This window comes from Streptomyces sp. NPDC079141 (genome assembly GCF_040686775.1).
Taxonomy (GTDB): Bacteria; Actinomycetota; Actinomycetes; order Streptomycetales; family Streptomycetaceae; genus Streptomyces.
This window is the reverse complement of sequence record NZ_JBFBLP010000001.1, coordinates 153,209-171,163: the sequence shown is the minus strand read 5'-3', so window position 1 is coordinate 171,163 and position 17,955 is coordinate 153,209. Positions and strand designations below refer to the sequence as shown.

The 17,955-nt window shown below is 70.2% G+C and carries 22 protein-coding genes; 11 read left to right on the top strand and 11 right to left on the bottom strand.

The genetic code is table 11. The annotated features are described in order from the left end of the window. Positions 1-55 precede the first annotated feature (55 nt). Entirely contained in the window at positions 56-646 is a 591-nt protein-coding gene (locus tag AB0Q90_RS00840) for a barstar family protein (protein WP_363162887.1), read from the bottom strand. A gap of 48 nt (positions 647-694) precedes the next feature. Here AB0Q90_RS00840 and AB0Q90_RS00835 point away from each other — a divergent pair, with 48 nt between their 5' ends. Beyond that, positions 695-1,342: a class I SAM-dependent methyltransferase gene (locus AB0Q90_RS00835; RefSeq protein WP_363162886.1), complete on the top strand. Its 648-nt coding sequence runs from the start codon at positions 695-697 to the stop codon at positions 1,340-1,342. A 23-nt stretch (positions 1,343-1,365) separates the two neighbouring features. Here AB0Q90_RS00835 and AB0Q90_RS00830 read toward each other — a convergent pair whose 3' ends face one another. Continuing rightward, positions 1,366-1,785 carry a helix-turn-helix domain-containing protein gene (locus AB0Q90_RS00830; RefSeq protein ID WP_363162885.1) on the bottom strand — a complete coding sequence of 140 codons (420 nt, stop codon included), beginning with the start codon at positions 1,783-1,785 and terminating at the stop codon, positions 1,366-1,368. 81 nt (positions 1,786-1,866) lie between these two features. On the opposite strand from AB0Q90_RS00830, the gene AB0Q90_RS00825 reads away from it, so the two are divergent. From AB0Q90_RS00825 to AB0Q90_RS00805, 5 genes are all read left to right on the top strand, one after another. Continuing rightward, a complete protein-coding gene (locus AB0Q90_RS00825; RefSeq protein WP_363162884.1) occupies positions 1,867-2,691 on the top strand; it encodes an NmrA family NAD(P)-binding protein in 825 nt (274 codons plus the stop codon). 19 nt (positions 2,692-2,710) lie between these two features. Further along, on the top strand, positions 2,711-3,775 hold the full coding sequence (locus AB0Q90_RS00820; protein ID WP_363162883.1) for a protein kinase family protein: 1,065 nt from the start codon (positions 2,711-2,713) through the stop codon (positions 3,773-3,775). Positions 3,776-4,009: 234 nt separating this feature from the next. Continuing rightward, positions 4,010-4,330: a hypothetical protein gene (locus AB0Q90_RS00815; RefSeq protein ID WP_363162882.1), complete on the top strand. Its 321-nt coding sequence runs from the start codon at positions 4,010-4,012 to the stop codon at positions 4,328-4,330. Positions 4,331-4,379: 49 nt separating this feature from the next. Beyond that, the gene (locus AB0Q90_RS00810; protein WP_363162881.1) at positions 4,380-4,745 is read left to right on the top strand and encodes a MerR family transcriptional regulator; all 366 of its coding nucleotides are present in this window, start codon (positions 4,380-4,382) and stop codon (positions 4,743-4,745) included. Between the two features lie 47 nt (positions 4,746-4,792). Next, positions 4,793-5,809, top strand: coding sequence for an NADPH:quinone oxidoreductase family protein (locus tag AB0Q90_RS00805; RefSeq protein ID WP_363162880.1), 1,017 nt, complete (start codon positions 4,793-4,795; stop codon positions 5,807-5,809). Between the two features lie 6 nt (positions 5,810-5,815). Here AB0Q90_RS00805 and AB0Q90_RS00800 read toward each other — a convergent pair whose 3' ends face one another. The 5 genes from AB0Q90_RS00800 to AB0Q90_RS00780 all read right to left on the bottom strand — a co-directional run bounded on the left by AB0Q90_RS00800 (position 5,816) and on the right by AB0Q90_RS00780 (position 11,004). Continuing rightward, a complete protein-coding gene (locus AB0Q90_RS00800; RefSeq protein ID WP_363162879.1) occupies positions 5,816-6,379 on the bottom strand; it encodes a class I SAM-dependent methyltransferase in 564 nt (187 codons plus the stop codon). Positions 6,380-6,495: 116 nt separating this feature from the next. After that, positions 6,496-7,080 carry a S1 RNA-binding domain-containing protein gene (locus AB0Q90_RS00795; RefSeq protein WP_363162878.1) on the bottom strand — a complete coding sequence of 195 codons (585 nt, stop codon included), beginning with the start codon at positions 7,078-7,080 and terminating at the stop codon, positions 6,496-6,498. Positions 7,081-7,251: 171 nt separating this feature from the next. Continuing rightward, a complete protein-coding gene (locus AB0Q90_RS00790) occupies positions 7,252-8,616 on the bottom strand; it encodes a cytochrome P450 (RefSeq protein ID WP_363162877.1) in 1,365 nt (454 codons plus the stop codon). Positions 8,617-8,641: 25 nt separating this feature from the next. After that, entirely contained in the window at positions 8,642-9,973 is a 1,332-nt protein-coding gene (locus AB0Q90_RS00785; protein WP_363162876.1) for a cytochrome P450, read from the bottom strand. Continuing rightward, a complete protein-coding gene (locus tag AB0Q90_RS00780; protein ID WP_363162875.1) occupies positions 9,970-11,004 on the bottom strand; it encodes a terpene synthase family protein in 1,035 nt (344 codons plus the stop codon). Before AB0Q90_RS00780 ends, AB0Q90_RS00785 begins: the two co-directional genes overlap by 4 nt. Before the next feature lie 303 nt (positions 11,005-11,307). On the opposite strand from AB0Q90_RS00780, the gene AB0Q90_RS00775 reads away from it, so the two are divergent. Both AB0Q90_RS00775 and AB0Q90_RS00770 read left to right on the top strand, forming a co-directional pair. Then, complete coding sequence (locus tag AB0Q90_RS00775) at positions 11,308-11,823, top strand: hypothetical protein (RefSeq protein WP_363162874.1); 516 nt, start codon at positions 11,308-11,310, stop codon at positions 11,821-11,823. 290 nt (positions 11,824-12,113) lie between these two features. Then, positions 12,114-12,581 (top strand): MarR family transcriptional regulator, encoded by a 468-nt coding sequence (locus AB0Q90_RS00770; protein WP_363162873.1) that lies wholly within the window; start codon positions 12,114-12,116, stop codon positions 12,579-12,581. Positions 12,582-12,651: 70 nt separating this feature from the next. On the opposite strand, the gene AB0Q90_RS00765 is transcribed toward AB0Q90_RS00770, so the two are convergent. Further along, complete coding sequence (locus tag AB0Q90_RS00765) at positions 12,652-13,158, bottom strand: carboxymuconolactone decarboxylase family protein (RefSeq protein WP_363162872.1); 507 nt, start codon at positions 13,156-13,158, stop codon at positions 12,652-12,654. A gap of 199 nt (positions 13,159-13,357) precedes the next feature. On the opposite strand from AB0Q90_RS00765, the gene AB0Q90_RS00760 reads away from it, so the two are divergent. Next, positions 13,358-14,473, top strand: a complete 1,116-nt coding sequence (locus AB0Q90_RS00760) for an LLM class flavin-dependent oxidoreductase (RefSeq protein ID WP_363162871.1) — start codon at positions 13,358-13,360, stop codon at positions 14,471-14,473. 41 nt (positions 14,474-14,514) lie between these two features. Further along, on the top strand, positions 14,515-14,946 hold the full coding sequence (locus AB0Q90_RS00755) for a tetratricopeptide repeat protein (protein WP_363162870.1): 432 nt from the start codon (positions 14,515-14,517) through the stop codon (positions 14,944-14,946). A gap of 40 nt (positions 14,947-14,986) precedes the next feature. On the opposite strand, the gene AB0Q90_RS00750 is transcribed toward AB0Q90_RS00755, so the two are convergent. After that, positions 14,987-15,928, bottom strand: coding sequence for an HAD-IIB family hydrolase (locus AB0Q90_RS00750; RefSeq protein WP_363162869.1), 942 nt, complete (start codon positions 15,926-15,928; stop codon positions 14,987-14,989). A 240-nt stretch (positions 15,929-16,168) separates the two neighbouring features. Next, positions 16,169-16,675, bottom strand: coding sequence for an RICIN domain-containing protein (locus AB0Q90_RS00745; RefSeq protein ID WP_363162868.1), 507 nt, complete (start codon positions 16,673-16,675; stop codon positions 16,169-16,171). Positions 16,676-16,941: 266 nt separating this feature from the next. On the opposite strand from AB0Q90_RS00745, the gene AB0Q90_RS00740 reads away from it, so the two are divergent. Then, positions 16,942-17,391, top strand: a complete 450-nt coding sequence (locus AB0Q90_RS00740) for an acyl-CoA thioesterase (RefSeq protein ID WP_363162867.1) — start codon at positions 16,942-16,944, stop codon at positions 17,389-17,391. Between the two features lie 90 nt (positions 17,392-17,481). On the opposite strand, the gene AB0Q90_RS00735 is transcribed toward AB0Q90_RS00740, so the two are convergent. Beyond that, the gene (locus AB0Q90_RS00735; protein ID WP_363162866.1) at positions 17,482-17,952 is read right to left on the bottom strand and encodes an SsgA family sporulation/cell division regulator; all 471 of its coding nucleotides are present in this window, start codon (positions 17,950-17,952) and stop codon (positions 17,482-17,484) included. Between the last annotated feature and the right edge of the window lie 3 nt (positions 17,953-17,955).

The following is a 17,955-nucleotide window of genomic DNA, read 5'->3' as shown; positions in this document are numbered from 1 at the left end:
CGCGACTCGGGCGCGTTGTCCCTGCCAACCGAATCGTGGCCTGGACCTGGACGGTTCATGGTGAAGTGTTGATCGTTCCTTGATGAGCGGCAGCGGCGGTCTCCGGCCAGTCGTCCGCGGTGAGGGTCGCGGTGAGACGCTCGCCGTCGAGCGTCGCGCTCACGTCCTGGCCGCCCGCGACGGCGTCCGCGAAAGCGGCGGGAGAGACGGTGTGCACAAGGAGGACGAAGTGCAGTGCGAAGGGCCGCGCGTCCTGGTGCGGCACTCCGTCGGCGTCGAGTTGAAGGTTGGCGTGCCAGGCCGCCTGGCACAGAACCGAGACCAGCAGCCCGAGGAACTCGGTGTGGCGCAGGCCGTCGGCGTGATCGATGAAGACCGCGAGGTCCTTCGAGTCGCCGCCGTGGCCGTGCCAGTCGCGGAGACAGTCCACGAGAGCGTCCCAGTTGCGGCCGAAGTAGCCGGGAAACGCCAGCTGTTGGGCGAACGCGTCGAATACGGCGTCCGGGTTCCGCATCCGCCGGCCGTCCAGGCGGACCACACGGCCGCCCCGACGCGTGAGCTCGGCGCTCTCGGTCCGGAGCCATGCATCGTCGCGGCGGGTGCAGACGACCCACGGCGACCGCCGCTGGGTGAGCGAGATATGCATGAGGGAGTTCTCCTGTTCGTGGCCGCGTTCGACGCTAGGGTCAGGGACATGGCGATCGACGAGGACGCCCTCCTGTCGGAACAAGTTGCTTACTACCGCGCCCGCGCCCCCGAGTACGACCGGGTCTATGCCGAACGCGAGGACCTGCGCGAACTGCTGGCCGTGACCGACGACCTCCCGATCACCGGGGACGTCCTGGAACTGGCCTGCGGAACAGGACAGTGGACCGGCGCGCTGGCCGCACGGGCCCGCTCGGTGACCGCGGTCGACGCGTCGCCGGAGGTGCTGGCGATCGCACGGGAGCGGACAGCATCCCCCGACATCCGCTTCGACCGGGCCGACCTGTTCCACTGGCGGCCGCCGCGCCGCTTCGACACGGTGTTCTTCGCGTTCTGGCTCTCCCACGTTCCGCCCGCCCGGCTGGGCGACTTCTGGGACACCGTCGCCGCCGCACTCGCGCCGCACGGCACGGTGGTCTTCGTCGACGAAGGCCCCGCCGGGTCCATACGAGATGAAGTGGCCGCGGAGGTGCGCCGGCTCGAAGACGGCAGCCAGTACCGCATCGTGAAGGTCTTCCACGACCCGGCCGAACTCACCGCCCAACTGGCCACGTTGGGCTGGACCGCGGACATCCGCGCCCAGGGGGAGTTCATCATCGGCACGGCACAACCCCGAACCGTGCCCAACGCACCGTAGAGCTTCCTACCTCTGACACTTTGTCAGCGGATGTCGTGGCCCGGATGATCCCGGTCGTACGCCTCCCGCGCCTCGGCGATGACCGCGCGGTGGGCCACGGACCAGTCGCTGAGTGCCTTGACCAAGTGGGTCAGGCCAGCCCCCGTCCCGGTCAGGCGGTAGTCCACCTGGGCCGGGACGGTCGGGTACACGGTGCGCAGCACGAGCCCGTCGCGTTCGAGCCTGCGCACGGTGAGGGTGAGCATGCGCTGGGAGATGCCGTGGATGGCGCGCTGGAGTTCACGGAACCGGCGCGGGCCGCCCGCGAGTTCGACGATCACGAGCACCGACCACTTGTCCCCGATGCGGTCCAGCACGTCGCGTATGCCGCAGTCGGGATGGTCCTCGTGGCCGCACGGATCGAGGTCGGCGGGGGTGGTTACCCCGGTGTGCGTGAGTGACATGGAACTGCCTTCTTGTGGCCGGTGGGCATACGGTCAATGATCAAGCGTAGTTAGCGATGAGAACGAACGAGGGGGAAGACCGTGTCCGACACGATCCTGGTCACCGGCGCCAACGGCAATCTCGGCGCCGCGACACTTGCCGCGCTGCGCGCTCGCGACATCGCCGCGACCGGCGGCAGCCGCACCCCCGGCGAAGGCATGCGACGCCTCGACTTCGACGACCCCGCGAGCCTTGACCTCACCGGTGTGGCGACGCTGGTGCTGATCTCCGCCGGTTACGCCGAGGACGACCAGGTCGTGGGCCGGCACGAGGCGATACTCGACTCCGCCGCCCGCGACGGCGTCCAGCACGTCATCTACACCAGCCTGGCCGCCGCCGGCGACCATCTCGGCTTCGCGCTCGCGCACCGGGCGACCGAACGCCTGGTGCGGGCCCGCGGACTGCCGTGGACGATCCTGCGCAACGGTCTCTACGCCGAACTCTTCGGCGCCCTGTTGACCTGGACCGAGGACGGTCTGGAGTCCGCGTTCGGGGACGGCGCCCTGGCCGCGGTCGCGCGCGAGGACCTCGCCGACGTCACGGCGCTCGTCGCGGCAGATCCGGCCCAGCACAGCGGACGCGTCTACGACCTCGTCGGTACGCCGATCACGGCGCAGCAGGTGGCCGACCGGCTCGGGGTCGCGCACCGCACCATCAGCCTGGGCGAGTACCGGCGCAGGCTCCTGGAGGACACCCCCGGCCTGCTGCCGTTCCAGCCGCCGATGCTCGCCTCGATCGCCACCGCCGTCCGGCACGGCTTCCTGGACGGCACCGCCCCCGACCTCGTGGACCTCCTGGGCCGCCCGCTGCGCGATCCGCTGGCCACGGCCGTTGCCGCCGCGGCCGCCACGCGACCGAGCGCCTGACGACGTCGGGGAGCCGCCGATGCCCACGCCCGAGTCACGGCACGCCGCGCGGGTGTCCGCCTACGCGGCCGTAGGAACACACCTGTCCCTGCTCAGTGACCGGCGGCTGGAGGGCGTGCTGGCCGCCGCGCCCGCTCTGGGTTCCGGGATCGGCGGCAGGTCGGCGCAGACGGAGATCGACGGGACACGTGTCTTCGTCAAGCGGGTCCCGCTGACGGACATCGAGCTGCAGCCGCGGCACCTGCACTCGACCGCCAACCTCTTCGAACTCCCGCTCTTCTACCAGTACGGCGTGGGCTCGGCGGGATTCGGAGCCTGGCGCGAACTGGCCGCGCACATCATGACCACCGGCTGGGTCCTGCAGAACGAGTACGCGGGTTTCCCGCTGCTCTACCACTGGCGTGTGCTGCCCGACAGCGCCCCGGCCGGCTTCGTCGACGCGTTCGGCGGCATCGAGGGGGCCGTGGCGCACTGGGACGGCTCACCGGCCGTGCGCCGCCGGCTGGAGGCCGTCGCAACGGCCTCGCACAGTCTGGTCCTCTTCCTGGAACACGTGCCCCACACACTCGCCGAGTGGCTCGGCGCCGCTCAGCTGAACGCCGAGCCGCCCTATCAGTGGGCCGAGGAGGCGCTGGAACAGGGAACGCGGTTCATGAGCGAGCGCGGATTCGTCCACTTCGACGCGCACTTCGCCAACGTACTCACCGACGGCCGCCACCTGTACTTCGCCGACTTCGGACTCGCCCTGAGCCGCGCCTTCGAACTCTCCGCGCAGGAGCGCACCTTCCTCACCGACCACCTCGTCTACGACCGCTCCTACGCACCGAACCATCTGCTGCGCCACCACCTGCCCGCCGACCTGCGCCAGGGCGCCGACCACGGGGCCTTCCTGCGCGCATGGGTCGAGGGACGCCGACCCGGCGGCATCTCGCCCGAACTCGGCTCGATCATCGACCGCCACGCCCCGCACGCCGTCGTCCTGGCCGACTTCCACCGCAGGCTGCTCACCGAGAGCAAGCGCACGCCGTTCCCCGCGGCGGAGGTCCGGCGCGCGCTGGCAGGCGCGTCAACCCGTTCCCTGTGAAGGGCCGTTGACCGTTGTGGCGTGACACACGTGCGGCGCGCGGACGCGTTGTCAGTGGCGTGCACCAGAATGCGCGGAACGAGATCAACACCGGGCCCGAAGCGGGTGAGCGGTGTCCTCCGCTCCGGAAAGGCCGTGCTCATGCCGCTCGCTCACGATCGGGCCCAGTCCCGCGTCCCGCATGTCCTCGGCCCGGTACGCGCTCTGAGGAACGACAGGTCCGCACCGCGACACGTGCGGTCCGCGACCCCGCTCAGCGAGTCCGCCGCCGATGTGCTGCGTGTCGTGTCCGACTCCCGCACGCCGGTGTTCGTCACCGCGCACGAGGGCGGACGCGTGCGGTACAGCTACTGGAGACCGGTGGACTCCGCCACGGGCAGAGGCGGTTGCTACGTCGCGCTGCCGACGGACGTGTGCGAGGAGCTGCGCTGTGCCGGGCGCATCGCACTCGGCGAGCCCGTCACCGATCCCTCGAAGACCACCTACCGGGTCAGGCCCACGCGCACGCCGTCCGGCTCGGCCGGGGCGGGACGCGAACGGGGGCGTGCGGCATGACCGAGGTCCCCGCCGGAAGAGCGGAGAGCTCTTGGACGTTGCCGCAGATATGAAGATCGGCGAAGCCTCCAGGGCCAGCGGTGTGAGTGCCAGGTCATTGCGCCACTACGAGGACGAAGGGCTGATCGTCCCTGGCCGGTGCAGCAACGGATACCGCGACTACTGCCGGTCCACCATCGACCGGGTCCTCGTCGTCCGCTCCCTGCTGGAGTCCGGACTCCCGGTGCGGTTGATCAAGGAGGTTCTGCCGCATCTCACGGGCAGAGCCGACGCCGACACCGAGGTGATGTGCGCGGAGTTCCTTCACGAGGTGGAGCGCTACAGGGACCGGCTGGCCGCACGGATCGCCCTGCTCAGCGAACAGCAGTCGGCACTGGACGCCTACCTCCACCAGGCCCGCCGGACCGCTCCATGACCACCGCTTGACCTTGACGCACATGTGAGGCTTCTACGTTGCGGTGCATGGAGATCAACGAACGGCAGCACCACGCCGAGCAGCCGATGCGCGCGCTGGTCCAACGGTCGCATCGAGGCCCGAAGGACCTGACCCTCACGACCGACCACCGCCGCCCGACCCCCGGCCCGGGCGAGTACCTGATACGAGTAGGCGCCGCCGGGCTCAACTTCGCGGACGTCATGCAGGCGCAGGGAACCTACGGAGGCGGCCCGCAACCGCCCTACGTGGCGGGCTTCGAGGCCGCGGGAGAGATCGTGGGCGTCGGACCGGAGATCGAGAACCCGCTCAAGGTGGGCACGCACGTCATCGGCACCGGCCCGGGCGCCTTCGCGCACTACATGACGATGCCGGCAGCAGGCGTACTGCCCGTCCCCTCCGGCTGGACCGACGCCGAAGCCCTCGGCCTGGTCCTGAACTGGGCGACCGCCCTGGCCGCCCTGAAGCCGCTGGGCCAACTCAAGGCCGGCGAAGCGGTACTCGTCCACGCCGCGGCGGGAGGCGTGGGCCAGGCCGCCGTCCGCCTCGCCCGCCACTACGGCGCGCGCGTGATCGCCACGGCGTCTCCGGCCAAGCACGACACCCTCACAGCGCTCGGCGCCGACGAGGTCCTCGACAGCGCACGCCCTGATCTGGCCGCGGAGATCACACGCCTGACCGGCGGTGTCGACCTGGTCCTGGAATCCGTAGGACAAGCCACGTTCCGCACGAGCCTGTCGGTCACCAAACCCTTCACCGGACGAATCGTCGTCTTCGGCGCCGCCTCCGGCGACGCCGTCCTGACCACCCACGACCTGGTCTTCACCCATCAAGTCCAGGTCAAGGGCCTCCACATAGGGGCACTCGCCACCGCGGCCCCACCCGTCTACCGCTCACTTCTCACCGAGATCGAGACACTCATCGCCCAGGGCGTGTACCCGCCGGGCACCCCCCAGCTCCACCCCTTGGCCGACGGCCCGACCGTGCTCCAGCAACTCGAAGCGGGCCTGACGCGCGGCAAGCACGCCCTGGATCCATGGGGGTAGCGCCGGTCACGGACTCAGGACGTAGCAGGCCAGCCGGTCGAGGTCCACGGCCTTCACGGTGGACCAGTTGGAGGTGAGGAGCTCGACGTCGGGCGCGGTGATGCCCAAGTCCCGGAGGGGGTCGTCCTGGCCTCGCCGGTCGGCGAGTTCGGTGACCACCCAGAAGGTCCCGCCGGGGGAGAGCACTTGACGCACGCGGTCCAGGAACGCCCCCTTGTCCTTGATGAACCGGTACACAAGGCGGCACGTGACCACCGCGTAGGCCGGATCAGGCAGCTCGCCCAGGTCGTCGGCGGCGAAGTCCATGACCTCAAAGCGCAGGTGCCGGTACGCGCCCGCGGACAGGGCGACCGCGCTGGGCGCGCAGTCGACACCGGTGGCCCGGTAGCCGAGGCGGTCGCTCAGATGGCTGACCAGGGCGCCGTCACCGCACCCCACATCGAGCGCCGGCCGCCCGCGGCCCGGTCCCAGGTGCTCGGCGAGGAGTTGGGCCTCCGTGTCGGTGATCCCGCGGTAGCGGCGCCCGGAAGCCCACAGGGGTTCCCAGTAGGCCCGTGGAGAGTGGATCACGTGTCTCCTCCTCGGATGACGGACGGACCGGTCTCCCGTCGGCAAGCGCCCAGGAAGTCCCGCGGCGAGGTCACCCCACCCCCCCGCTGCTCGTCAACACCCCAGGCCCGGAGCAGTCACAAGTGCGGCCCCACGCCCGCATGCCGGGCATCGTCCGCAAGGGACAGGAACACCCGCCGATGCGGCCGCTCGATGTCCGTCACGATGACCGTGATCTCCTCGCCTGCCGCGAAGTCGGTCGGCGGACCGGCCGCGGGTCGACCGTGGACCTCCCGGAAGGGGACCAGCCCGACGACTCCATCCGCAACGTGGACGAAGACGCCGACGGGAAGCACCGTGTCGACCGTCCCGCGCAGTTCCTGACCCGCCACCGTACGGTCGGCGAAGGCCTGGAAGGGGTCGGGCTGCAGGGCCCTCAAGGACAGTCTGGCCTCGGCGTTGTACGTGTCGAACTGAAGGAACTCGCACGACACACGCTGTCCGATCTCGACGACATCGGTGGGAGCGTCGATGTGCCGCCAGGACAGTTCGGGAAGGGTGATGAACCCGACGCCCGGCAGTGTCGGATGCCCGGGGCCGTCATCCAGGGCCACGAAGACCCCGAAGCGCTCGATCGCCGCGACGGTGCCGGCCAGGATCTCGCCGTGGTGCAACGACCCCAGGAACGCCCAGAGTTCCGGGCTCTCGGTCTGCCAATCCATGGTGGCCACCCTGACACAGGGTGATGTGCGCCGGCGATGCCGGGATCGTCGGCGAGGTTCGCCAGCACAGGCCGAAGGCTTCCTCGCGCGTGTCTCCTTGGACGAGCTGTGGAACGTCGCCGGTGCCGAGCTCGTCCGGCCCGGCCCGGACGAGGCGCAGCGGCGGCTCCCTCATGTCCGGCGGCGTTCCACCATCACCGGCGCCCGATCAGGATGGACGTCGATACGGGCCACCGCCCGGGCCCGGATCCCGGAGGGGACGCGCAGGTTCCACTGGCCGCAGATGACGGCGATGGCCGTCGTCATCTCCAGTTGGGCGAAGGTGTTGCCCATGCACTGGTGGGGCCCGGCGGCGTAGGGGACGAAGGCGCCGGGGCAGGCGGGGGTGTCGGCGGCCCAGCGGTCGGGGTCGAAGCGGTCGGGGTCGGGGAACCAGCGGGGGTCGTGGTGGAGGAGGTACGGGCTGTAGACGACCTCCGTGCCCGGCGGGAGCTCGATGTCGCCCAGCTGGACGGGACGGATGGTGCGGCGCATGAACAGCCAGGCCGCGGAGAGCCGCAGCGCTTCGTTCACGATGCGCAGGGTGTAGCCGAGCCGGGGGAGGTCGGTGTACTGCGGAGGTTTGGCGGAGAGGACCTGGTCGAGTTCGGTGTGCAGGCGCCGTTGGACCGGCTCGTTCGCGGCGATCTCGAAGAACGCCCAGGCCAAAGCGGCGCCCACGGTTTCCACGGCCGCGGAGATGAGGGTCACCACCTGGTCGTAGATCTCGCTGTCGGTCAGTCCGGAACCGTCCTCGTCCCGGCCGGCGAGGAGCATCGACATCACATCGCCGTGGTCGACGCCGCTGCTCCGGTACGCCGCGATGGAGTCGCCGACCGCCTCGCGCAGCTCGGTGACCGCGCGCTCGAAGCGGCGGTTGCCCGGGGTCGGCAGTGAGGCGCACCAGTCGGGCAGCGAGGTGCGTCGGATCACGCCGTCGGTGAGGACCGGCAGCACCCGGCGCAGCACCTCGCCGACGCGGGCGCCCAGGACGGGCGAGAACAGGGCGTGGGTGGCCACGGACATGGACATCCGGTCCATCGCCGGGCCCATGTCCACCGTCTCGCCGCTCTGCCAGCGGGCGCTGAGGGCCTCGGCCTGGTCGCGCATCACCGCGGCGTAGGCGGGCAGCCGGTCGCGGTGGAACGACGGCTGGACCAGGCGCCGTTGACGGCGGTGGTCCGCTCCGGAGGCCGTGCCCAGGCCGGAGCCCAGGAAGCGGGCCGCCTTGTCGAAGAGCCAGCCGCGTTCGAAGGAGCGGGCTTCGGTGACGAGCACCCGGTGAGTGAGTTCGGGGCTCGTGACGACGTACGCGGGACGCGGCCCGAGCTTGATGCGGACGAGGTCGCCGTGGGCGGGCAGTGCGGAGATGAACTCCAGTGGGCGGCGGGCGATCATCAGGCCGTGGCCCAGTACGGGCAGGGCGCCGGGTGCCTGTGGGGTCTGCGCGAGCGATGGGGTGGGGCGTTGCCGGGCGGGGCTGTCGGGTGCGGTCATGTCACTCGGGCCTCTCAGGGTGCGGTCAGCGGGCGGTGACGATCATCGGGAGATGGCAGGGCCTGCTCGTACCGGCCATGACCTCCCGGACCCGGTGACCGGGGGCCGGGACGAAGCGGAAGCGGCCGAGCAGCGTGGCCAGCGTGATGGTCATGCTCGTCCAGGCGAAACTCTCCCCGAGGCAGCCGTGGCGGCCCGCCCCGAAGGGGAGGTAGGCGTCCTGCTCGACCGGCTCGCCCTGTTCGGGGTCCCAGCGGTCGGGGTCGAAGCTCTCCGGGGCGGGGTAGTAGCGCAGGTCGCGATGCAGGGCGTGCGGGCTGATGAAGAACTGCGTGCCCTGCGGGTACGCACGTCCGCCCACCTCGACCTCCCGCAGGGCGCGGCGGGGCACCAGCGCCAGGGGGTGCAGCCGCAGCACCTCCTGAAGGACCCGGCGGACATAGGGGAGCCGGCCCACGTCGTCGTGGCGGGCGGCGCGGCCGGCGAGCCGGGACTGCACCTCGTGACAGGCCCGCTCCTCGGCCTGCGGATGGTGGGCCAGGTGGTGGAAGGCCCACGACAGGGCGGTGGCGGTGCTCTCGGAGGCGGCGACCATGAAGGTGACGGCCTCGTCGTAGACCTGCTCGCGCGGCATGGCCTGCCCGCTGTCCGCGTCCCGGGCGGCCAGTAGGACGGACAGCAGGTCACCCTGGTCGCCGCCGGCGGCGCGGTAGCCGTCGATGGCTTGCAGGACGGCCGCGCGCATCCTCAGCCGGGCGCGGGCGAAGCGGCGGTTCGCTGGTGTGGGCAGCCTTTCCAGCAGGGGCAGGGGAGACAGGGCGCGGGCGGTGATGGTCCGCAGGAAGTCGGGGAGGGAGCGCTGGATCTCGGCGACGGCGTGGTCCGCGAGGCGGGACGCGAACAGGGTGCGCGCCGCGGTCGTGATGGTCAGCCGGTGCATCTCGGCGTCCATGGCCAGCCGCTCACCCGGTTGCCAGGTCTGTGCGCGTTCCTCGGCGAGGGCCGTCATCACCTCCGCGTACAACGGGGTACGGGTGCTGTGGAAGGCCGGGCGGATCAGGCGTCGCTGCCGGCGGTGGAAGTCGCCGCTGGAGGTGACGACGCCGTTGCCGAGGACCGCGGCGGCCTTCTCGAACAGCGAGCCCTTGTCGTAGTGGGCGGCGTCGGAGACCAGGATCTGCCGTATGAGACCGGGGGAGTTGACCACGTAGACGGGGCGCGGGCCGATGCCGATCTCCACCACGTCGCCGCAGGCGCGGGCACGCAGCAGCAGACCGAAGGCGTCACGCCGCAGGGACAGCGCGTGCCCCAGGCCCGGCACCCCGCCGGGCAGTCGGGGAATGACCGTGTCGCTCACCGGGTTTCCGCCCGGCCGGAGCGAATGACGGTGCGGTCCGGGCTCAGCTCCACGAATCCGGATTTGAGGCCGTTCCATATGTAGCCCTCCCCGTGATAGCGCGGAGTCACGTAGTTCCAGTGCTGGTTTCCGCTGATGATGTGGCCGAGGCGGTCCAGGTACTGCGCCGCGTCGGGGAAACGTGTGCTCACACGTTCGCGTTCGGCGAGGAATGCGCGTTCCTTCTCGTCGATCAGGGTGCACGCCTCGTCCACCGCCTGCTGAAGTCCGGTGCCGTGGTGCAGCGCCCAGGCCACCACGCCGTTGACGCAGTCGCCGCTGCACAGTTCCTTGCGGACCGAGAAGACGTCGTTCGTCAACGTGACATGGTCGTTGACCAGGTTCGCGGCGGTCCGGGAGGCCATGAACGCCGCCTCCGTGACATCGGTGCCGCGGCCCACCTGTGCGAGCGCCATGAAGACGGGCATGCCGATGGTCTCGCGGCGCATCCGCAGATACGCCGGCCAGCCCTGCCAGCCCAGTGCACCCACCCGGGTGCGCAGCGGGAGTTCTTTCAGGCAGCCGCGGAAGAACTCCCGCAGCGCCGCCTCCAGCCGCCGCGCCGCCGACGCAGAGGCGGTACGGGTCGAACGCCGCCACAGATCGTCGACGGCCCGCGCCAGCCAGCCTTCGGCAGCCACGAACCGCCCCGGCGGCGCCGGTTCGACGAAGGCCCGCGCCAACTCCGAACGCCGGGACAGGTCGTCGTACAGAAACAGCGTGCACGTCCATTCGACGGCGAGGAGAGCCGAGTCGAACTCCCAGTCCGGGGTGATGAATTCACTCCACTCCATGGTGGAGTGCAGATACCGCTCGCCCGCCTGCTCGTCGTCGAATCGCAGCGAATCCCGCGACCACTGCCAGGCCATGACCTCCAACCGCGGCTTTTCGGGATGGATCCGCACGGGTATGCGCATCGGCAGCGGCGGCAGATAGAACGAGCCCATCCTTTCCAGTAGCTGTGGCACATCGAGCGGAGCCGATTTCGTCACGCCGGTCACTTCCTCACGCCCCTTTCCGGGCTGCGGACCCCTCATGCTCACGGGGCGCCGATGAGGCGGCAATGCTTTCTCCGGGCCCTCCGGATTCACGGGGAGCGCATATACGCGCACACCGCCGGAGTCAGCGCGCAGACAGATGCGTGGAGGACACGGCGGGCAGAAGACACGGGTGTTTCGCGTGGGGCGAGTCGGAGCAGGACCCGGCGGCAGTGTCCCGCGCCGGAGGGTGTGGGACGTCGGAGAGCGTGGGTACGCAGGAGGCGGTGGGGGAGTCCGGCGTCCGGGGGTGCGTTGATGGAGATCGCAGCGCTGACCGTGTCGCTGCTGGCGTTCTGTGTGTCCGGCGCGATGTCACTGCGGCAGCTGCGGCTGTCCCAGCACGCCAACACGCTGCCGGTGGTGGTCGATCTGTTCCGGGAACACCGCAGCGTCCGTCTCGCGCGGGCGCGGACGTTCGTCCACGAGGAACTGCCCTCCTGCGACCTCACTCTCGGACTGGCCGGCCTGCCCGAGGACGGCCAGGAGCTGGTGCGTGAACTGGCTTGGTACTACGACAACTTGGGCGCGCTCGTCGCCCACGGCGTGGTCGACGTCGAACCCGTTTCCGGCTACCTAGGCGGGTCGGTGATCTCGGTCTGGGAGCACATGGAGCCGCTGGTGGCGGTGGAGCGAGCCCGGCGTGCGGAGAGCGACCTGCCGGATCCGAACCGCTGGCAGGCGTATTTCGAGAATCTGTACCACCTCGTCCGTGAGACCCCCGCCAAACAGGCGCGAGCGCGGTCACGGCTGTGGCGGCTGCCCAGTGGCTGAAGGTCCCGAGAGCGCCGCAGCACAGGCGATTATGCGGGCCACCGAGATGACGGTCTGCGGCACGTGGTGCGGTCGACGCTGGAGGGCACCCGCGAACTGCTGCCGCTGGACGCCGACCGCGTGCCGGCTCCCAGTGCGCGGAGAAGCTGTGGTCCTTACTCGGCGAGCCCTTGGGCTTCCACTCGATGCCTTACGACGTCTTCCGCGCCCCGGATGTGGGCGTATGCGGTGCCTCGGCTCCGGCCCCCGCAGCCGTTTGGTGAACTGTCAACCAGGTCTACACTTTCCCCATGGAAGACACGGTGCGATGGTTGACGCCGGACGAGCAGCGCGCGTGGCGTGGGTTTGTCCGGTTGCATGAGCGGCTCGGGGGACGTCTGGGGCGCTTGTTGCAGTCGCAGTCGAACGTGTCGGCGGCGGACTTCGCGGTGCTGGTTCACCTGACGGACACGCCGGAGGGGCGGCAGCGGTATCAGGATCTGGCCCGGGCGCTGGAGTGGGAGAAGAGCCGGATGTCCCACCACATCGCGCGGATGGCCGGACGGGGCCTGGTCGTGCGGGAGGAGTGTCCCGAGGACGGGCGGGGCGCGTTCGTGGTGATCACCGACGCCGGTCGGGAGGCGATCGAGGCCGCCGCCCCGCGTCACGTCGAGGCGGTGCGCGAACTGTTCATCGACCACGTCACGCCGTCCGAGCTCCGGGTGCTGGCCGAGATCTCCGAGCGCATCATCGCCAAGATGGACGAGGACGGGGCCTGACCCGGGGTGACGTCCGGGTGGGGGAGCGGTGGCACCCGGTTCGGGTGACCGCCCCGCCCTCAGTGATCCGTCACCTACCGGCCACGGCCTGAGCCTGCTCGGGCGCGTGCACCGGGTGCTTGCTCATGATCGATACGCGGTTGAACGCGTTGATCGTGATCGCCACCCAGATCACGGCGGAGATCTGGTCCTCGGTGAGGACCTGCCGGGCACCCGCGTAGGCGGACTCCTGTGCGTCGGCGTCGGTCGGGTCGGTCGTCGCCTCGGCCAGCGCGAGCGCCGCCCGCTCCGCGGGGGTGAATACTTCGGTGTCCCGCCAGGCCGCCAGCACTCCCAGGCGCTGAGCCGACTCACCGGCGCGCACTGCCTTCCTGGTGTGCAGGTCGAGGCAGTAGGCACAGCCGTTCAGCTGGGAGACGCGCAGGTTGATCAACTCCACTGTCGCGCGGTCGAGCCCCGCCTCGGCGGCCGTCGCGCGCACCGCCTCCGAGGTCTGCACCAGGGCGTGGAAGGCCTTGGGGCTCTGCTTGTCGATGAAGATCCTCCGGGACGGGGATCCGTTGACGCGGTTGCTCACTGCGCTCCTCCTTCGGGGCTGACCAAGGGTTGCATGCCGGGCGCGCGCCGTGGCCGTCGGGCTGCCCGGCGCGACGAGGGCATCCCCGATCCGGTGGCGATGGGCGTCCGGACGTGGTGTCGCGTGCGGAATAGCGGCGTGCGCGGGCGTGTTCCGAGGGTATAGTTGATGTATCAACCGCATGGAAAGGGTGAGGGCGATGCAGTTCGGTATTTTCACCGTCGGTGATGTGGCCACCGACCCGAACACGGGTCGTACGCCGACCGAGCACGAGCGGATCAAGGCGATGACCGCCCTCGCCCAGCGGGCCGAGGAGGTCGGCCTGGACGTGTTCGCGACCGGCGAGCACCACAACCGGCCGTTCGTGCCCTCGTCGCCGACGACCCTGCTCGGCTACGTCGCCGCGCGCACCGAGCGGATCATTCTGTCGACGTCCACCACGCTGATCACCACCAATGACCCGGTGAAGATCGCCGAGGACTACGCGATGCTCCAGCACCTGGCCGACGGGCGGGTCGACCTGATGATGGGCCGCGGCAACACCGGGCCGGTCTATCCGTGGTTCGGCAAGGACATCCGCGACGGCATCAGCCTCGCCGTCGAGAACTACGCGCTGCTGCACCGGCTGTGGCGCGAGGACGTCGTCGACTGGGAGGGGAAGTTCCGTACACCGCTGCAGGGGTTCACGTCCACGCCCCGGCCGCTGGACGGCATCGCGCCGTTCGTCTGGCACGGCTCCATCCGCTCCCCGGAGATCGCCGAGCAGGCCGCCTACTACGGCGACGGCTTCTTCCACAACAACATCTTCTGGCCCAAGGAGCACACCCGGAAGCTGATCGAGCTGTACCGCGAGCGGTACGCGCACTACGGCCACGGCACCCCGGAGCAGGCCGTCGTCGGCCTCGGCGGTCAGGTCTACATGCGCCACAACTCCCAGGACGCCGTCCGTGAGTTCCGCCCGGTCTTCGACCACTCACCGGTGATGGGAGGCGGCGTCTCGATGGAGGAGTACATGAAGCAGACCCCGCTGACCGTCGGCACCCCCGAGCAGGTCATCGAGAAGACGCTCACCTTCCGCGAGTACGCAGGCGACTACCAGCGCCAGCTGTTCATCGTGGACGGCGGCGGCATCCCGCTGAAGACCGCGCTGGAGCAGATCGACATGCTCGGCGAGGAGGTCGTACCCGTCCTGCGCGAGGAGTTCGCCAAGGACCGGCCGGCCGATGTGCCCGACGCCCCCACCCACGCCTCCCTGCTCGCCGCCCGCGACGCGGAGAGCGCCCCGACGACCGAAGCCGCGGCCCGGACTGCCTGAAGACCCGTCCGACGCTCGCAGCAGCCGGAAATGGAGCAACGATGACCGAGAACCTCAACACCTACCAGGCGACCGGCGGCGTGGCGCCCGACCGCTGGGCCAGCGCCCTGCACCTGTTCGACAACGGCGCCGGAGTGCCGCACGAGGAGACCACCGCCGAACGCTGGGAGCGGGCCGGTGCCCTGTTCGAGGCGAAGGACTACATCGGTGCCGCGAAGCTGCTCGCCCAGGTCGTAGAGGAGGCCCCGGAGCAGACCGGCCCCCGGCTGCTGCTGGCCCGCGCCTACTACCACTCCGCACAACTGCGGCGTGCGGAGGAGCAGTTGCGCGTGATCGTCGACCGTGACCCGGTGGAGCACTACGCCCACCTGATGCTGGGCCGCACCCTGCAACGTCAGGGACGCCAGGACGAGGCGGAGCCCTGGCTGCGGATGGCCGGCGCGTTCGCGGGTGAGTTCCCGGGCGACGAGTGAGCGGCGCGGGCGGTGTGTCCGCGGGCGGGCGTCCCGGGCGTCAGCGACTCCCGTCGCCGGGGCCCTCGCCCGCCCGCAGCACCGGTGCCCACCACGGCGTTCGGCGGGCGAGCGTGTCCACGAACCCCTCCAGCACCTGGGCGACACCGTCCTCGTCGTTGGCGGGCGCACGATGGCGTGCGGCCGCCAGGACGTCCGGGTGGGCGTTGGCCATGGCGTAGGAGCTGCCCACCGCGTTGAGCATGGGCAGGTCGTTGGGCATGTCCCCGAAGGCGGCGATCTCGTAGCTGCCGATGCCGAGCCGGCTGCTCCAGGCGATCAACGTCGTCGCCTTCGTGACGCGAGGCGCGCTGAACTCCACCAGCGACAACCCGGTGGAATGGGTGGTCTCGGCGCTCGTACCCGCAACGCGCCGTGCCTGCTCGTAGAAGTCGTCGAGCGGGAGCGTCGGATGGTGGGCCAGGATCTTCAGCAACGGACGCCCCGGGCTCCCGGCAAGTATGTCCTCGGCCGCGCCCACCAGTTCGACGCTCCCGTCGTTGAACGACCAGCTCGGGTACGCCGTTTCATGACCGAAGGCCGCGTCGTACTCGACGGCGAACGTCACGCCGGGGATCGCCGCACGGAGGTTCTCGACAAGCCGCGCGGCCGCGCGCGGCGGGATGGGACTGGCCTGCGTCACGGCGCCGTCGGGAGCGTGAACCGTGGCACCGTTGGCGGCGATGACGACATGCGGCCCGGCGCTCTCCAGCAGCGCCGGCACGCTCCGCGGCGGTCGGCCCGTGACGAGCACCACGCGGATCCCGGCCCCCTCGGCCGCCGCCAGAGCGGCCCGCGTGCGGGAGGACAGCGTCCCGTCGCTGCGCAGCAGCGTGCCGTCCAGGTCGGTGGCGACCAGCTTCGGCGGTACGACGGGTGGGGGGACCGGCATGGTGGCCATGGTCGGGGGCACCTCCTGGATGGTGGGGTGGCGAGCACGCACGCACTGGTGTGTGTGCGTGGCGCGCATGGTGCCTCAAGCAGGAGGAGAAGGACTCGACACCCCCCGGCAGCACCGTCTGGCATATTACGGGCCGCTCGGTGCTGCCGGGGGTGTCGAGTTGCCGGGGTCACGCGTCAAGAAGCCGGCCGTCCTGATGCACCCGACGTCGGTGTGACGGCATGACAGTGCCCCTGGTGCCTGCGGGCCCCAGGGGCTTGGGTGTTGCCCGACGCCTGTCGGCTAAAGGATCGGGTCCCACTTCTGGTCGGTGTTGGTGGTGCAGGTCCACTGGATGACCTTGGCGCCGCTGTCCCAGCTTCCGTTGGGGACCGCGAGGCATCTGTCGCTCGCCACGTTCCGCAGGCGGTGGATGCTGTCCCAGATCCACAGCTGCTCGCTGCCGCCGTTACAGGTCCACTGGATGGCCTGGACCCCGTTGGTGGTGGTGCCGCTCGGAATGGCAAGGCATTTGCCGCTCCAGAGGTTCTTGATCGTGATTTGTCCGGTGTTGCCGTTGTCGTGGTTCTCTATGATCCACTGCTGGTCGTGGTTGGAGTTGCAGGTCCACTGGATCGCACCGGTGCCATTGGTCATGCTGGAGTTGGGAATGGCGAGGCAGTGCCTGGTGTAGTCGTTCTCGAACTGGAAGGAGGACGCCGCTTCGGCCGGGCTGGAAAGCGCCAGGGCGCATGCGGCGGCCGTGGCCATCACGGAAGCGCGTGTGATCGTCTTCTTGAAGGTGGGCATGGCGAGGACCGGCTCCTTCGCAGGGAGGTACACGTACCGGGATCCGCCCTTCCGGCGGCTTCGTGATCCTCGCACTGCCAAATGTTCTTGAGCAATAGATCAGTTGGGCTTTCGGATAGTGGGCCGGTCCTTGAATGAATGACCGGTGAATTGACCCCGCCTGCGCGGTGAACGAATTCGTCTGAACCCCCGCCCCTCTCCGGCTCGTGTACGGGGAGGTTGCACATCGGTCGATGACCATGGCAGGGAAAGGCTGGTCTTCTGGCATGTCCGAGGAACTGACGAAGTCGTTCGAAGTCCGTTGGGACGACGTGGACCTGAACGGCCATCTCCGCAACACGCGGTACCTGGAGTACGCCGCCACAGCCAGGCTCGACTTTCTGGTCGGGGCCGGGTGGACGCCGCGGCAGCTGCTGAAGGCCGGGGTCGGAGCCGTGTCCCTCCGCGAGGAGGTGCGCTATCTGCGCGAGGTGCTCCCGCTCGAAGTGGTCACCGTGACCTCCCGCATCGTCGGCCTGAGCGCGGACGGGGCGCGATGGCACTTCGAGCACACACTCTCGCGGGAGGACGGAGCGGAAGCCGCCACCGTGCGCACCCTCGGTGCGTGGATCGACCTCCGGGCCCGCAAGATCGTCGCACCGTCGACGGGTCTCCTGGCTGCTCTGGAGGCGGCCAGGGCAGCCGACTGCGAGGTCCTCCTTCCGGCGCGGCCCTGATCGATCCTGGGTGTGAGCGGGGCGGCCGCCGGCGCACCGGGGCAGGGCGCACAGTCCGGCTGGGGCCGCCGCGCGCTGCGTCGCCCGCGGTCAGTCGGCCTGTGCGCCCTGCGCGGGCAGCAGCGCCGCGGTGGCGTCGTCCCAGTCGACCCCGGCGAGCTCAGCCCCCGCGGGGACGAGCTCATAGGTGTGCTTCAGCCACTCCTCCAGCGGAGACACGGGCAGCTCGAACAGCGCCGCCATGTCACCCGAGGCCAGCTGAAGCCGCGCCGTCGCACCCTCCCTTTGGTCCAACGGCCACATCCGGACGTCACCGAGGCCGCTCATCGAGTACAGCCCCTGGTTGAGGAGATCACGCCCGATACGCCACAGCACCCGCGGGCCGCCCTCGATGTGGAGCTCCACGGACACGATCAAGGGGGACTCCGGGGTGAAGCGGAACTCCGCCCTGATCGCCTGCCGGGCAATGACGCCGAGCACACGCTCGATGTCCAGGGTCAGCGCGAGACGGCGGTACGGCGCCGTGCGGCGGGCCTTGACACCTGGTTGGTTACCGCTCATGTC

Coding starts and splice junctions, on each gene's coding strand:
- AB0Q90_RS00840 (WP_363162887.1), bottom strand. CDS start 646: ATGCATATCTCGCTCACCCAGCGGCGGTCGCCGTGGGTCGTCTGCACC.
- AB0Q90_RS00835 (WP_363162886.1), top strand. CDS start 695: ATGGCGATCGACGAGGACGCCCTCCTGTCGGAACAAGTTGCTTACTAC.
- AB0Q90_RS00830 (WP_363162885.1), bottom strand. CDS start 1,785: ATGTCACTCACGCACACCGGGGTAACCACCCCCGCCGACCTCGATCCG.
- AB0Q90_RS00820 (WP_363162883.1), top strand. CDS start 2,711: ATGCCCACGCCCGAGTCACGGCACGCCGCGCGGGTGTCCGCCTACGCG.
- AB0Q90_RS00810 (WP_363162881.1), top strand. CDS start 4,380: ATGAAGATCGGCGAAGCCTCCAGGGCCAGCGGTGTGAGTGCCAGGTCA.
- AB0Q90_RS00805 (WP_363162880.1), top strand. CDS start 4,793: ATGGAGATCAACGAACGGCAGCACCACGCCGAGCAGCCGATGCGCGCG.
- AB0Q90_RS00795 (WP_363162878.1), bottom strand. CDS start 7,080: ATGGATTGGCAGACCGAGAGCCCGGAACTCTGGGCGTTCCTGGGGTCG.
- AB0Q90_RS00790 (WP_363162877.1), bottom strand. CDS start 8,616: ATGACCGCACCCGACAGCCCCGCCCGGCAACGCCCCACCCCATCGCTC.
- AB0Q90_RS00775 (WP_363162874.1), top strand. CDS start 11,308: ATGGAGATCGCAGCGCTGACCGTGTCGCTGCTGGCGTTCTGTGTGTCC.
- AB0Q90_RS00770 (WP_363162873.1), top strand. CDS start 12,114: ATGGAAGACACGGTGCGATGGTTGACGCCGGACGAGCAGCGCGCGTGG.
- AB0Q90_RS00760 (WP_363162871.1), top strand. CDS start 13,358: ATGCAGTTCGGTATTTTCACCGTCGGTGATGTGGCCACCGACCCGAAC.
- AB0Q90_RS00755 (WP_363162870.1), top strand. CDS start 14,515: ATGACCGAGAACCTCAACACCTACCAGGCGACCGGCGGCGTGGCGCCC.
- AB0Q90_RS00745 (WP_363162868.1), bottom strand. CDS start 16,675: ATGCCCACCTTCAAGAAGACGATCACACGCGCTTCCGTGATGGCCACG.
- AB0Q90_RS00740 (WP_363162867.1), top strand. CDS start 16,942: ATGTCCGAGGAACTGACGAAGTCGTTCGAAGTCCGTTGGGACGACGTG.
- AB0Q90_RS00735 (WP_363162866.1), bottom strand. CDS start 17,952: ATGAGCGGTAACCAACCAGGTGTCAAGGCCCGCCGCACGGCGCCGTAC.